The 16,277-nt window shown below is 50.5% G+C and carries 5 protein-coding genes; 2 read left to right on the forward strand and 3 right to left on the reverse strand.

Going from position 1 to position 16,277, the window contains the following annotated elements; all coding sequences use genetic code 11:
* Positions 1–184: 184 nt before the first annotated feature.
* Complete coding sequence (greA, locus tag KQI_RS0107045) at positions 185–664, reverse strand: transcription elongation factor GreA (RefSeq protein WP_010346052.1); 480 nt, start codon at positions 662–664, stop codon at positions 185–187.
* 252 nt (positions 665–916) lie between these two features.
* Here greA and KQI_RS0107050 point away from each other — a divergent pair, with 252 nt between their 5' ends.
* The gene (locus KQI_RS0107050) at positions 917–1,264 is read left to right on the forward strand and encodes a hypothetical protein (RefSeq protein ID WP_010346053.1); all 348 of its coding nucleotides are present in this window, start codon (positions 917–919) and stop codon (positions 1,262–1,264) included.
* Between the two features lie 29 nt (positions 1,265–1,293).
* A complete protein-coding gene (locus KQI_RS28750) occupies positions 1,294–1,440 on the forward strand; it encodes a hypothetical protein (RefSeq protein ID WP_169314550.1) in 147 nt (48 codons plus the stop codon).
* A gap of 149 nt (positions 1,441–1,589) precedes the next feature.
* Here KQI_RS28750 and KQI_RS0107055 read toward each other — a convergent pair whose 3' ends face one another.
* Together KQI_RS0107055 and KQI_RS0107060 are read right to left on the reverse strand one after the other, a co-directional pair.
* Positions 1,590–4,625: a chitinase N-terminal domain-containing protein gene (locus tag KQI_RS0107055; RefSeq protein WP_010346054.1), complete on the reverse strand. Its 3,036-nt coding sequence runs from the start codon at positions 4,623–4,625 to the stop codon at positions 1,590–1,592.
* Between the two features lie 130 nt (positions 4,626–4,755).
* Positions 4,756–16,095 (reverse strand): non-ribosomal peptide synthetase, encoded by an 11,340-nt coding sequence (locus KQI_RS0107060; RefSeq protein WP_010346055.1) that lies wholly within the window; start codon positions 16,093–16,095, stop codon positions 4,756–4,758.
* Positions 16,096–16,277: the final 182 nt, after the last annotated feature.

Here is a 16,277-nt window from a genome sequence, read left to right on the forward strand (position 1 = left end):
TGATTTTTAATTACACGACGATATTAACATAATTTTATTAGAAAAAGCAATGCAATTCCCGAATACTACTTTTTTGGTTTTAATGGCTAACGCCGTGAAATCAACGAAGGACTCAATACAGCTACGCTGGTACTACCCCAAATAAAAAAATCCCGGCCCCCTTATAAAGGGAATCGGGAATGAACTATGTGAGCTTAATTTCGAGCAACTCATATTTAATTACAGCCATGGGTGCATCTACCTCAATAATGCTTCCCACTTCTTTTCCCAGAAGCGCCTTACCTAAAGGACTCTCATACGAAATTTTATTTTCCTGAACATCTGCCTCGGCGGGACTTACAATTTTGTACTCCACCTTTTCCGAAAATTCAATATCATTGAGAATGACGGTTGAACCTATACTAACCGTTCTAAGGTCCAAATTGCTTTCATCCACAAGCCGGGCTTTGGTCAACATTTTTTCCAATACCATAATTCGTGTCTCCATGAAGGCTTGATCGTCTTTGGCTGAATGATATTCACTATTTTCCTTCAGGTCTCCGTAGCTGATTGCCAGCTTGAGACGCTCGGCCAGTTCCTTGCGTTTTACGGTCTTCAGTTCCTTGAGCTCTTCCTCCAGCTTGGCTAAGCCCTCTTTGGTTAACAACACTTCTTCATTTGACATTTTTTATCCACAACTCCTATTTCGTTTGCTTTATTGTAGTTTACTCTATATTGAACGAACATGCGAAAATAATTTACATTGCAATAAGAGTCCGGAAATACTCGCTTTAGGGTTATTCTCACAGTAACCAATGCTTTCTTTTCGCATACTATAAGATTATATCGCAGTTGATGAGCACGTGCAGTGCCACTGTCCTTGTCCCAAACTTTCTTCATACCAGGCAAGAACAGTTGATGGCGGGAGGAAGATTCAATGGCTTCCTTAGGTAAGAACGGAAATGGAAATCGCAAATCCAAATCATCCCCTAACTCTAACGGACAAAAAAAAAGCGGATTAAACACCAACTCGGCTATCTTCTCTGCTCTGCATGGAAAAAATGTGGAGGTCGTAGTAGCGGCCCTGTTGTTAACAGGAAAGCTGCACGTCGATTCCGTTACTTTATACAGACAAGCAACTCTGCTTGTAGGATTAACGGGAAAATTCAAAACACTGGCATCGAACTCTACCAATGTCGACAACATGGTGAAATTTTTAAATGACAACGGGAATATGACGCTGGATCAAGTCATACAAGCTTTTCAACAGAAAATGGATAAGTAACACACCGATGATGAAAGGGGTTATTTGCGGTGAGTGAGCTTACGGCAAACGAGTTTGACGGGGAGCATTTTGCAGAGTTTATCATTCTCACCATTCTGATTGTTTTATTTTTCTTCGGCTCTACCGATATAGATACGCTCTCGACTCAGCCAACATCATCTTCATCCTCCTCCTAAATGGGCAGGTTCCCGTTCCAGCGGGACTTTTTTTATTAAATACCGATATTCGGGATGTGAAGCGATACGTTAAACGAAAGAGCGACAGCCTGAATAAGTAAAGAAGAGCATCTATCAGGCTCCGCAAAGCCAATAGATGCTCTTGTTATTTAACGGTCTTTCACTTTTATAGTAATCGTTTTGCTCGAAACTTTTCCTGAGTCATTGACCAGCTCAGCCCGATACTCATAGGTGCCCGCCTTTCGACCTTGAATGTTTGTAGTTGCACTTTGAGCCTGGGGAGTTTTGCTCGCCAGCGCTTGCGTGTCGATCAGCTCACCATTTTCATACAAATTATATGTTGTCGCATTGGTGCCCCACCACATATTCATGGAAACCGTGTAGTTGCCGTCACCGTCCCAATTGTCATGAGACAGCACCGGCATGCCAGGCAAAGCATCGGTTACTTTAACGACTAACGGATCACTGGTCGTTTTACCGGCAGCATTGATCAGCTCGGCCGTGTATGTGTAGGTACCATTTGCTTTCCCCGTTACTGGAATGATGGCATGCTGTGCTCCAGGGGAAGCGGCTTGCAAAGCCTGAGTCCCGATCAGCTCGCCGTTTTCATACAGCTTGAGCTCATCACCGTTCGTGCCCCACCACAGGTTCATGATGATATGATAATTGCCACCCTTCAGCCCGTTGTCATGCCCGTTATCATCGGATAGTACAGGTTTGCCCGGCACTTCGCCAGTATTGGCTTTGCCGACAGTAACCGTTACAGGATTGGATACAACGGTTTTGCCTTCCAGAGTGACGCTGGCTGTAATTTCGGCGCTTCCCTCTTTTACTGCCTGGAGCTTGCCATACGTGTCCAGCGTAACGGACTCATGACTGCTGGTGTACTGTACAGAAGCATTACTTAAATCAGCTTCACTGCCATCCGTTAGTGTACCGCTGAGGTCCGTAGTTGCGGTTTCCCCTACGTTGAGATTTTGGTGGTCCAGCGTAAGCTGTACTTCTTGCAGCTCTGCCCCTGCTTGAACTGAAAAATCATCCAGCCCGCGCGGCTTTAACTGGTAATTCCCTTTAAAAATCGCTGATATCCCTGTTACTTTTGCTTCCTGTCCTTCCTGATATGGAAAGGATGCCCGGGTTACACCTGTACGTGCATCCACGCGAACATGATGACTTGTCTCCCCAGTTACCGCATCGAATTCAAAGGAACCGGCCGGAGTCGCGTCGATGATATTGCGAATTGTGGCAGAAGGAAGCTCAACCAGTTGCCCTTGATTGGCATCGCTTAGTTCCGTGACTGGCATGGCTGCCGGAAGCTGCCCTGCTCCCGTTTTTTCAATAGCCACCGGATCGGTCAGCTCCAGTTCACTGTTGTATAGCGCAAGGCCTGCTGTAATCTTTATCTGATCGCCCTGCTGGAAGCCGCTTTGATTTTGGTATACATAAATTCCTCCACTTTCGTCCTGCATATAAAAGGCTTGACCGCCAAAGGCGCCTGGCTGTGTCGTCACGATTCCCTCTAAGGTCACAACTTTGCCAGCTGGGAGGCTCCGTGCTTCGGCAATGCTAATGCGTGCCGGAACGGCATTTCCGTCCTCAGGCAGCGGCTGGGCCGGGACATCGGCCAACTCAACCGATTGGGTCAGCAGGTTGCTGCCGTTTTGTCTCAATCGAAGATTGGCCGCACCGCTGGTTCCTGGCTTGATTCGTACGGTCAGGTCTTTGTAGGCATGCCCCTTGCTGTCAGATTCCAGACTAAATGCTCCACTATAGCCATACGAGGTCGGCCAAGTGCCATCCGGGTTTTGAATCTGGGCTACCTGGCTGCCGCCTGCTACATAAATGCCTGTGCTGAATCCGCTAACCGTGGTATTGGGAGCCAACTGGTCAGCAACAATTCGAATTTGAAAAGGCTGTGCATTCGGCAGTTGTTCCTGACGAACGATGCTGTACGCAGGTTGTGCACTGGCAGACGGTCCACCGTAAGAGCCAGGCTTAAAGGTCTTCTGATCCCACCACTTGTAGCCTGCTGCGGGAGCAGACCAAGGCTCGGCTTGCGGTTCGGTCGAAGCCTGCGGCTCTTCAAAAGACAGCAGCGCCGTCGGCTGGTCAAGCTGCATGCTTTTTACATCCGTCAGGCTGGTATAGTTCTCCTTCTTGGACAACCAGTCAATCAGGTTAACCAGCAGCACGGCGTCATCCTGCTCCTTGAAGCCATCATACGTCGTCTTCTTGGTTCCTGTCTCTTCGCGCAAATATTTTGGAGTTGCATCTTCGACAGGAGACGAATCCCCGATGAATGCTGCTTTGCCCAGCCCTAGTTTTGATACGGCTACATAGGGGCCCTCCGCTATGCCGCCTCCATTATAGACCCCCTGATCGACCGCACTGGCCCAAGCTTGATTCGTTTCAGGCAGGTATACGATACCCTTGGCTTTGGTCGGGTCCATGATCGCCAGCGTGGACCCGGCATGCATCGCGACATTGCTCACCCCTGCTGTAATGCCAAACGCCTGCGCCGGCTCCACAATCTGATTAGCGGTAATATCGCCCAATGCATTGTAGCGGAAACGCACACCAAACTGGCTGCCCAGCCAATCCGAGCTGACTACCCCCTGCATCGCTGCCGAGTTTCTTTCTTCCTCACTCATCCCTTTTGCCGGGTCTTCCCAAGCACCGCGACGGTAGCCGTTTATACTTTCCGAGCCGTCCCAGCGGTTTTTATTGCGGTCCGCATTATAATGATCTCCAATGAAGAAAATGCTGTTGCCTGCTTTGACATACTGCTCCATTGCAGCCTGTTCGCTTTGTTTAAAAGGAATATTCGGCTCTGCCGTCACAAATACATCATAATTTTTCAGATCATCGTAAGTAATCGGCGTAGCTTTGCGAAGCTCTTGCACATCATAGCCACGGTTCGCTAGGGCCTGTCCGAAGTCGGAAAACCCTCCGTCAATGACCCAGTCTGCAGCGCCGGACGTCTGTCCGTGTGTATTATCGAACAGCACTTTTTTGCCAGCATTCTCATTTACTACCTTGGCGGCGATAAAAGGGGCCGGATCAGCCGGGCCTTCGGCCGATGCCGGTTGTATGCTGCTCGTAGCACCAGCGTACAACGACAAAGTGAACACCATTGCAGTAGCGTATTTGATGCTGCGGGATGCAAAAAGACGAATGATTCCCATTCTATTCCTCCTGTTGGTTAGTATTTGGTTCCAGCTAAGGGGAACCAAATACAAATTCTAGCGTCCATTTATGTTCGGACATGCAATGTTTTGTAAACGTTTAGGAAGAATAGATCTGACAGATTATAAATTAACGAATGCCGGACATATCATCGACCATTGGCTTTGAAGAGTCATGGGCCATATTTTGCTCCATGCTTCGGGCTATGCTTTGTATTACGGTACGGATACGTTTTGCATTTTCCTCGACAAAACCAGGTTCCAGCAGTTCATAATGACTACCGATCAAGCTATGCTCTTCATAGCTTCCTTGTGTAGTGTCTTTCCATAAGAGTCGATTATCTCCTGTCCCCTTCACCGTTTCCGATCCAACAGCAACAAAACCGTGAATATTGGCCTGAATGGTCTCTGTGTTCACAAGCTGGTTGCCATACACCGCGTAGGCGATCATTTTACGCTGGTACGTGTCATTCAACAGCTCACGGTAGGACTCGGGAACCTGTTCCAGCATGGCGTGAATTTCGTGCTCTGTTTCTTTGGCTGTGAAGGGCAGGGCTTCCGTCCTTCTGACCGAATCAAGCATAAAAATGTCGGATACAGCATGACCTTGACGCTCCAGCGTGCAGGCAGTCTTATGCGCCAGATTACCACCTATGGAATAGCCCAGCAGCACATACGGACCTTGCGCTTGCGTGCTAACGATCAAATCAACATACCGTGCCAGCATTTCCTGCTCATCCGCAGCATCATCTACGAATTCCAATCCATACACGACTGCATCCTGATCCAGTTGTTTCGCAAGCTCCGCGAACGACAGCCCATATCCAAGCATGGGCGGAAAGCAGAAGATGGAGACAGGACCGTGTTCATTCAACCGAATGATTGGACTATCCGCCTTGTATTCCAGATCGGATTTCAATAATGCGAGCGCCTGCTCTTCTATGGTCGGAAACTCCAGCACACTGCGAATTGGAAGCTCGATGTCTGTGGCAAGGTGAACTTTGCGCACCAACTCCAGCACTTTCAAGGAATGTCCCCCCAATGTGAAAAAGTCATCGTGGATACCCACTTGCGGGATTTCGAGCACTTCCTGCCAAATGGCTGCCAGCAACTGCTCCACTTCGGTTCGCGGTGCGGCATATTCTGTACCCGTGTGCAACGCTTTGTCCGGTGCAGGTAACGCTTTGCGGTCGATTTTGCCGTTGGCCGTCAGAGGAATACGATCCAATTGTACAAAGGCGGATGGAATCATATAGCCTGGCAGGGTGGCCAACAATGCACTTCGAATCTCACGGACAGTCAGCTGTTTATCGGCAGTGAAGTAAGCACATAATTGCTGCTGGCCTGCACCATCCTGCACAGCGATAACAACGCTATCCCGTACGGACGGCACACTTGTCAGCCGCTCCTCCACCTCGCCCAGTTCGATCCGGTAGCCCCGGATTTTCACCTGATGGTCGATCCGACCCAGATATTCGATGTTGCCGTCCGGCATCCATCTCGCCAAATCGCCTGTACGGTACATCCGCTCATAGCCTGCTTTGCCATCGGCAAATGGATCGGCGACGAATTTCTCCGCCGTTAATTCCGGACGGTTCAGATACCCACGGGCTACGCCTACACCGCTGATGCACAGTTCGCCCGCAACCCCGATCGGTTGCAATTGCTCCGTGCCTTCCTTCACGATGTACAGACAGATGTTCTGAATCGGTTTTCCGATCGGAATCACCGTATATTCCTCCGTCGGCTCGCAATCGAAGTACGAGACGTCCACCGTCGCTTCCGTCGGGCCATACAGGTTGATCAGCTTCGCTCCAGCCAGGCTTGACACAAGCCGCTGGAACCGCGCCACATGCTGCGGCGGCAACGCTTCGCCGCTGGCAAATACATGGCGCAGCGTACCCAGCTTCGTCTGCATCACTTCCCGTGGCTGCTGCTCCACATATTCCAGGAACGCATGTAGCATCGCTGGCACGAAGTGCATCGTGGTGACTCCGTCGCGGGCAATCGTATCGACGATGTCCTCTGGATTCTTTTCCCCGCCAACCGACAACAGACTCACCTTCGAACCGACCATCGACCACCAGAACAGCTCCCACACCGACACATCAAACGTGAAGGCGGTCTTTTGCAGGATCGTATCCTCTGCGCCCAGGCCATAACGATCATGCATCCACAAAATCCGGTTCAGGACCGAATGATGCTCCACCATGACGCCCTTTGGTTTTCCGGTCGAACCGGAGGTGTAGATGATATAGGCAATATGTCGCGGTCCGCTCAGTGGCTCCAGATTCGAGCTGTCTTCGTGGTACATCTCCTTGCCATCCTGCTCCGGGCGATCCAGATTCAGCACCAGCACCTTGCCGTCGAAGCTCAAGGACGCTTGCTCGGCCACACGCGCTTGCGTCAGCACCAGCTTCGCTCCCGAGTCCTCCAGCATAAAGCGGATGCGATCTGCCGGATAGTCTGGATCGATCGGCACGTAGGCTCCGCCTGCCTTGAGGATCGCGTAGATACCTACGATCATCTCCAGTGAGCGCTGCACCAGAATGCCTACCGGCTGATCCGGTTCGACGCCTTCCGCGCGCAAGGTACGTGCGAGACGATTGGCTCGCTCATTCAGTTCACGGTAGGTTAAAGATTGACGACCCCAAACTACGGCAATATGATCCGGCGTGCGTTCGGCCTGGTCTTCAAACAGCTTTTGGATCGTCTGATGGTGTGGATATACAGAGGCAGTATCATTAAATTCTCCCGTAATCTGTTGTTTCTCCGCCGCTGTAACCAGTTCCAGCTCTTCCACGCAAACATTCGGGTTAAGCAAAATTTGCTCCAGCAAACGTACAAAATGTCCATACAGACGCTCAATGTCTGCTTGATCATAGCAGAGCGCGTTATACATAAAACGAATCTTGATGTCTTCTCCCGGCATAACGACGACGCCCAGATCGTAATTGGTCTGCTCTGTAGCCACCACGTTGGAAATCGTGAATGTACCCTGCCCGTCATTTCCCAGCTCCTCGACCTGCTCATCCACCGGATAATTTTCAAACACCATAATATGGTTAATTAAATCCTGTTTCTGGTCGGTCAATGCCTGAATTTCAAACAGTGGATACGTATCATACGCATGAGAAGCCAGCGCCTGCTCCTGCATGTTCTTCATGATTTCTGCAAATGATTGCCCTGGCTCGGTACGAACGCGAACGGGAATCGTATTAATGAACAAGCCGATGATGTTCTCGACCCCGATAATATCCGATGGACGGCCTGAGACGACACTGCCAAATACGACATCATTGTGGTTGTTATATTTTTGCAGCACAATCCCCCATGCAGTTTGTAATAACGTATTCATGGTCACCTGATACCGCTTAGCCGTCTCCTCCACGCGGAGAGTCAGCTCATGCTCCAAATCCGTCACCCAATCGCTGGCTGTGTAGCCTTCACTCTTACGACCGGTTTTTACAGCAGGTAGCGCTGTTTGCTGCTCATACCCGGATAAATAGCTTCTCCAGTAGTCGGCTGACGTCTCGCGATCCTGTGCTTCCAGCCATTCAATAAAGCTGCTGTACGGCACTGCCGGTGCCAGCTCTGGCACTCTACCCTCCTGAAGTGCTGCATAGCTCTCAAACACTTCTTTATTCACAAGCGACAGACACCAGCCATCCATCACGATATGATGGAAACTCCACACAAAATGGTAATGGTCTTCCCCGGTGCGCAAAACCGCTACACGCAGCAGAACATCCCGGCGCAGATCAAAGCCCCGTGCTTTATCTTCCAGCTTGAAGCTCTTCAGCCAGGTGTCCCTTGTTTCCACATCCAGCTCGCGCAAATCTTCGTAATAAAAGCCACAGTCCCGGCTTCGATACACCACCTGCAACGGCTCCGTATCCCGGCCAAAATAAAAATGTGTACGCAGCGCCTCATGCCGTCGAACCAGCATATTCAGGCTGTCTGCAAAAGCCTGAATGTCCAGTTGATCTTGCATATCATAAGAAAGCTGCTCAAAATACGCGTCATTGGCGGCTGCTTGACTATCGAGCTGGCTGTGAAACAGCATCCCTTTTTGCATCGGGGTCAGTGTATATATATTGTCGACCTTACCCGCAGTACCCATTTCAGATAACAGGCTGTCCAAGCTCTCTACACTCATTCCTTTATAGGAAATATCACTTGGAGTCAGCTCCGGGTGTTCTTTATTGATGCAATGCGTCAAAATTTCGCGCAGACTCGCTTCCAGTAATTCCGCCAAACGCTCTATCGTCTCCGATCGATAGCTAGTACGACTATAGCTAATCGTCATCCCCAACTGGCCTCCCGAAATGATGCCGCCAAAATCCAGCGTATACGTCCGTGCCATGGTCAGGCTAAGTGGCATACCCCCACTGAAAGGGGATGATTGCAAGTCATTTCCCTTCATGTCCTGATCGAATTGTCCCAAATAGTTAAAGCTGATTTCGGGATCTGCTGTAAAAATGGCCGGAGATGCCGCCTGTCCCTGGCGATCGGCTAAGTATTTCAGTACGCCGCAGCCGATTCCTTTTTGCGGGATGCCGCGCAATCCTTCCTTCACATGCTTAATTCGCTGCGAAAGAGACAACTCTTCTGCCATATCAAGCAAAACGGGATATTGGCTTGTAAACCACCCTACCGTCCGGGTAATGTCCACCTCTGGTAAAATCGCTTCCCGTCCATGCCCTTCCAGATGAATCAGGAAACGCTCATTTCCGCACCACGCTTGCAATGCCATCCCTACAGCAGTCAGCAGCAGGTCGTTAACCTCTGTACTGTAGGCGCGGTTTGCCTGTTTGAGCAGTTGCTCTGTCTCTTCATTGGTCCATACAGCGGTCACCGACTCGCTATCGCCAATGAGCAGCTTTTCGTGCTCGTTATACCCGTAATCCTGCGGTAAAGGAGCCAGTTCCACTTGCGCAAGCTCCTCCCAATACGCGCGCTCATGTTCAATGGCTGGACTGTTGGCATAAGCGTGCAGCTGCTCGGCCCACGTTTGGAACGAATCCGTTTTATGAGGCAGCTGAATCACCTGTTCACCCTTGGAGGCTTGCTCATAAGCAGTCGCCAAATCCTCGAACAGAATGCGCCACGATACCCCGTCCACCACCAAATGGTGAATCACGACCAGCAGATGATCTCCATCCGGGCAACGGAACAGCCCCAGCCTCATGAGCGGGCCTTCACCCAAAGAAATGCCGGATTGAATTTCATTGCATTTCGTGTCAATCATCTTCGCCAAGTCCTTCTCGCTTGCAGGGAAGTCCCTATAATCAAAACTCTCCAGATGGTACGATTCGCCTTCCTCCACACTGCGGTTCCATGCGATATGCCCGTTCTCCCCCGAATTTTCCCCTGAACGAAAAACCATACGCAATGCATCATGATGAGTGGTAATTTGCTCCAGCGCTTGACGGAGTGCCTGTTCATCATAGCCTTCCTGCCGGTAAAGCATGACAGATTGGTTAAAATAGTGCGGCTCCGCCGTAGGCTGTTCAAAAAACCAGCGCTGAATCGGGGTAAGCAAAACATGCCCTGTAATTTCTCCCTGCTCCGCCATTCGGTTAACAGGCTGAATATAGGTGCTTAGTCCGGCAATTGTCGGGTACTTGAACAAGTCCTTCATTTCCAGCTTGTATCCCGCCTGAAACAAACGCGACGATACTTGGATGGCCTTGATGGAGTCGCCACCCAAATGGAAAAAGTTATCCTGTATCCCAACCTTCTGAATACCCAGAATGGCCCCCCAGGCCGCAGCCAGCGCCTGCTGAACATCCGTCTCGGGTGCCACATAATTCACGCCTGTGTCGACATTATGCTCAGGTGCAGGCAGTGCTCTGCGGTCTACTTTGCCATTCAGTGTCAAAGGCAGTCTGGAGAGCCGCACAAAGTAGGAAGGCACCATATAGCCCGGCAGATCCTGCGATAAAACGTTACGTAAATCGCTGGCGCTCAATTCGCTGTCTGTTACAAAATATGCACACAGCTGTTTTTGCCCGTTATTATCCTGCCGCACTATAACAACCGATTCCTTCACGCCTGCAATCGTGGACAATCGGGTTTCAATTTCACCCAGTTCGATGCGGTAACCGCGAATTTTGACCTGCTCATCAATTCTTCCCTTGTACTCCAATACGCCATCAGCACGCCAACGCACCAAATCTCCTGTACGATAGCAATATTCTCCGGGCCGGAATGGACTTTCAATAAACTTTTCCGCTGTGAGCTCGGGCCGATTCAGATACCCCCGCGCCACGCCGTCACCACCCACGAGCAGCTCGCCCCATGCCCCGATAGGCTGCAGCTTTAACGAACGATTGACCACATACGTGGTCGAATGATCAATCGGACGCCCAATGGGAACAGCTTGGGTTTGCAGTTCTGTAATGTCATAAGTGGTGGAAAAAGTCGTGTTCTCCGTCGGCCCATAAACATTGGCCAAACGAAGGTGCGGATGCTCCTTCAGCACACGGTTAGCGTGTGGTACAGACAACACATCACCACCCACGAGCAGTTCTCTCAGGGACGCAAACAAGCCAATGTCTTGCTGTGAATGCTGATTGAATAAAGCCGTGGTCATGAACATGGTATTAATGCGGTACTCGTCAATCGCCTGTTTGAGCTTGGCGGTGTCCAAAATCGTGTCATGACTCACCAGATACAGATGGCCACCGTTCAGCAGTGTTCCCCAGATTTCGAACGTGGAGGCATCGAACACAACTGCACCTATTTGCAGCATACGCGTATTTTCGTCAAGTGAGGCATAGCTATTGTTTTTCACCAAACGCACGACATTGCGGTGATTGATCATAACACCCTTCGGCTTTCCTGTCGTACCAGAGGTGTATATGACATGCGCGAGATCTGAAGCAGATCCACGAGTTGGAATAGCAGCTGATTTATCCGTATGCGTATTAAGTTCAGGTTCGCTGCTCCATCTTGGATCATCACTCAAAGCGATAACCGGAATGCCTGGTTCAAAAGGAACCTGCTCACGTCGTTGTGCCAGTAACAGCTGGGCGCCGGAATCCTCCAGCAAATAACGGATGCGCTCCTCAGGATAATCGGCATCAATCGGAACGTAGGCTCCTCCAGCCTTCAAAATCGCCAGCATACCGACGATCAGTTCAATGGAGCGCTCAGCCATAATCCCTACCCGCTGTATCTCTGGCTCGGAGCCGCGCCGTATCCCTTGGGAAGCGAGTATGTGTGCCAGACGGTTGGAACGTTCATTCAGCTCGCGGTAGGAAAGCTGTGTGTCTGCAAAGGTGATGGCCAGCCGATCCGGTGATTGTGCTGCCTGTTCCTCGAACAGCACAGACAGCACTTGATCCCGTGGATACGGATAGCCTGCTGCTGTATTGTTGAATTGTTGCACAAGCTGCTCTTTTTCTTGGGCCGAAACCATTTCAATAGCCGCAAGAACGGTATCCGGCTGTTCTATAACCGCATTGATAAGCTGCTGCAAATGTACAGCCAGTCGTTCGATGGTTTCCCGTTTGAACAGCCGGGTTCCGTATTGAAAAGCGCAGGCAATTTGCTGCCCATCCTCCAGCGCGAACAGACTCAAATCAAATTTGGCCGTTGTTTGTTCACTCGGATAGGGTGCCAATTGCAGCCCTGCCAGCTGCTGCTCTTTTTGCTCCAGATTTTGCAGAGCAAACATGGTATCAAATAACGGATTACGGCTTAAATCTCGATCCACGCCCAGCTTGTCCACCAGCTCTTCAAACGGATAATCCTGATGCTCAAAAGCCTTTAGCGCGTTATCCTTGACCTCCAGGACGTAATCGCGGAATGTTTTCCCGCCTTCCGGGTAATTACGGATTGCCAATGTATTTACAAACATCCCGATCAGATTGCCCAGATCAGCATGGGGACGCCCCGCAATCGGCGAACCGACAATAATATCCTCCTGCCCGCTATAGCGGCTAAGCAAAGCCGTATAGGCAGCCAACAGCACCATGTATAATGTCGATTCCGTCTGTACCGCTATGCTTTTTAAGCCTTCGCTTTGTCGTTGGTCAAGCGTAAATTCCAGCAAATCTCCTTCAAAGCTTCTCACCGCAGGGCGTGGATAATCAGTCGGTAGATCAAGCACAGGCAGCTCTCCCGCGAAGGTATTGAGCCAGTACTTTTCCTGTTCCCGGTAGCGTTCACTTTGCTGCTGTTTCTGTTGCCAAGCGGCGTAGTCTTTATACTGAATGCGCAGCGATGGCAGCGTGTCTCCTGCATATAAACGAATGAAGTCCTGAATCAGTACATTTATAGAGGTGCCGTCCGAAATGATGTGATGCATATCCAGCAGCAAAATATGATGCTCTGGGTCTGTTTCAATCAAACCAACTCGGAATAACGGAGCCTGTCCAAGATCGAACGGCTGGACAAAGTTGCGTACCAGCTCATCCGCCTCCTTTGTGGCAGCTCCGTGAGCATAAGTCAACTCCATGCGAAAAGGAACCTTGTCATGTACTCGCTGGACAGGTTCACCGTTCATGGTTTCAAAGCTTGTGCGCAATGTTTCATGGCGGTCAATAAGCTGACGGAACGCGTTGTCCAGTGCCTTATGATCGAGTGAACCTGTCAATGTCAGGGCGCCGGGTATGTTATAGCTAATTCCCGCTCCATCAAGCTGATTGAGGATGTACATCCGTTTTTGTGCCGAAGATACTGCATAAAATGGCTTATTCTCCGAAACAGGGATGGATTCATAGGTGGTTTGCTCCAGTGCTTCAATAACCTGCGCGAGCTGTTCGATGGTTGGGTGCTGGAACAGATCCTTTAGCTGTACATTTTTATGCAATTCCTTATGGATGAGCGATATGACATGTGTCGCCCGCAGAGAGTGTCCTCCCGCTTCAAAAAAGTTATCCTTAATCCCAATGCGATCTAGCTCCAGCACATCTTTCCAGATGCTCGCCAGTTGTACTTGCAATTGATTTTGAGGAGGCACATATTCTGCGCCTGAGCTTATGCTTCCCTCCGGCTGCGGCAACGCCCGACGATCCACCTTGCCATTCGGCGTCAGCGGCAATTGCTCCAGCTGCACGAAATACGACGGCACCATGTAGCCTGGCAGTCCCTGGCTCAAAGCGCTGCGCAGCTCACTTGCCGCTACATCTGCATGGGTCACCACGTAAGCGCAGAGTTGCTTTTGCCCCTGCTCGTCGTCCCGTGCGATGGCAACAGCCTCACGCACCGCTTCCAGCTTCAGCAGCTGGGCTTCCACCTCGCCCAGTTCGATCCGGTAGCCCCGGATTTTCACCTGGGCGTCAATCCGTCCTTTGTATTCCAGCGTTCCGTCCGCATTCCAGCGCACCAGGTCGCCTGTGCGATAGCAACGTTCTCCGCTGCGGAACGGACTATCGATGAACTTTTCAGCCGTCAGGTCAGGACGGTTGCGGTAGCCCCGTGCCACCCCGTCGCCGCCCACGATCAGCTCTCCCCATGCCCCGACGGGCTGCAGCTGCATCGAACGGTCCACGACATACGCCGTCGAGTTATGGATCGGGCTGCCAATCGGCACCGATGCGGATTGCACGCCGCTAATCGCATGCGTGGTGGAAAAGGTCGTATTTTCGGTCGGCCCATAGCCGTTAATAATCCGCAGATTCGGATGAACTTCCAGCACGCGGTTAATGTGCGGGACGGACAGCACATCCCCGCCAACCAGCAGCTCCCGTATCCCCTCGAACAGCTCCAGATCCTGCTGGGACAGCTGGTTAAAGAGCGGCGCGGTCAGCCACATCGTGGTAATGCCATGGCTGTGGACAGCTTCCTTGAGCTTCGGCGCGTCCAAAATAATATCCTGGCTCACCAGCACTAGCTGTCCACCGTTCAATAGCGCCCCCCAAATTTCGAAGGTGGACGCGTCAAAGACAACAGCCCCGGTCTGCAAAATACGGGTATCGGCATCCAGTTGCGCATAGTTTGTGTTTTTCACCAAACGTACGACATTGCGGTGCTCCACCATAACCCCTTTGGGTTGGCCTGTAGTCCCTGAGGTGTACATGATGTAGGCCAAGCGGTCAGCTGCGGTCGCCTTTGGTTGTCCTCCAGCTGTATAAGCCTGCTGTATTTGTTTTGCTTGTTCTGATTGCGTAGCTACTGGTTGTATGGTTGGTTGATTGGCTTCTGGTTGTGTGGTTGTAGAAGCAAGCTCGGGACTCGCAGAAATGGAATAGAGCGGATTTAAGCAATCCACGTATCCTATGTTAGCCATGTCAGTATACGTCTCGTGTTCATTTGGCAAAACGGGATTGCGACGATCAGCATCATCCATTCCATAGATTGCAGAATCACTCAGGTCGACCACACTCCCTGCAAAATCAACGGGCCGATGCTCCATTCGCTGTACCAGCAGTATGTTTGCACCGGAATCCTCCAGCAAAAAGCGTACGCGCTCATCCGGGTAATCGGAGTCAATCGGCACATACGCTCCGCCTGCTTTGAGAATCGCGAGCATACCGACGATCATTTCAATCGAGCGTTCAGCCACAATGCCGACCGTCTGCTCGGTACTGATTCCCAACTTACGCAATGTATGAGCCAGACGGCTCGTTTTTTCGTTCAATTCTCCATAGGTCAGCCTGTCCTGTCCGCACACCACTGCCACCTGGTTTGGTGTCTGCATCGCCTGTTCCTCAAACAACGCATGAATGGACGCATGACGCGGATAATCCGCAGCCGTATCGTTGAAGGTATAAGCCAGTTTCTCCACTTCTTCCTCTGACAGCACCTGAGCTGCGGAAATCGCCAGCTCTGGCTGATGCAGAACAATGGTGTACAACCGTAACAGCTGCTCAACAAAGCGTTTAATCGTCGCCTCGTTGTAACGGTCGCTACTGTACTTCACGTTCAGGGAAACCGCTGTATTTTCCCATTGAAATTGAAAATCCAGTTCAGACTGTACATGATTCAGAAAATCAGAAATATGGATATTTTGCAGGGACACCGTGGTGTGAATAAAAGGCTTCCCATCCTCGTTACGTGGAATTTCAAGCAACTCCGAATAATTCCAAAAAGGAATATTTTGATGCTCAATAGCTTCGCCGACAGAGGTTTTGATTTGAGACAGCAAAGCTTTGAAGGTTGTCGTGGAATCCAGCGTGTTTTTCAGTAAAAGCAGATGATTGATCGGCTTTGCAGCATCGTTGCCAGACTTGGCTACCGGAATGCCCAGCAGCACACGTTCCTCCCCTGTGTATTTATGTAATAGGCTTTCAACTCCAGCAAGCAGAACCATAAACACAGCCCATGGAGCGCCACCTGTTATAGAAGATATTCGCCCGGAAATTTCAGATGGAAATGTGAGCGTGTACGTATGGGGATTTAAATTCGTTGCAGTTGCATCCTTGAATACGTTGTTGGTATATGGCAGGCAGATGATATGATCCTCAGACTCCAGCTTATGACTCCAGTATTTTTTTTCCTTCTCAAATAAGGCTTTCAATGACATCCCTCCTGTTTCATGGGGCCTGTACCCCGGTTGGAATGGTGCGTTGTTAGTAGATAAGCGTTATTACGTAAATGAGCATTGTATCGGAAAAATAATACTTTGCAGGCAAGGGCAGTCGGACAAGCCGCCGCCCTCTGCACACGCAAAGTGAAATCATTGCATTTTAGCAAACTGAG

Origin of the sequence: Paenibacillus peoriae KCTC 3763, from assembly GCF_000236805.1 — a bacterium.
Lineage (GTDB): Bacteria > Bacillota > Bacilli > Paenibacillales > Paenibacillaceae > Paenibacillus > Paenibacillus peoriae.

Bases quoted from the DNA above. Each gene is read 5' to 3' on its own strand.
- greA (WP_010346052.1), bottom strand. From the start codon at position 664: ATGTCAAATGAAGAAGTGTTGTTAACCAAAGAGGGCTTAGCCAAGCTG.
- KQI_RS0107050 (WP_010346053.1), top strand. From the start codon at position 917: ATGGCTTCCTTAGGTAAGAACGGAAATGGAAATCGCAAATCCAAATCA.
- KQI_RS0107055 (WP_010346054.1), bottom strand. From the start codon at position 4,625: ATGGGAATCATTCGTCTTTTTGCATCCCGCAGCATCAAATACGCTACT.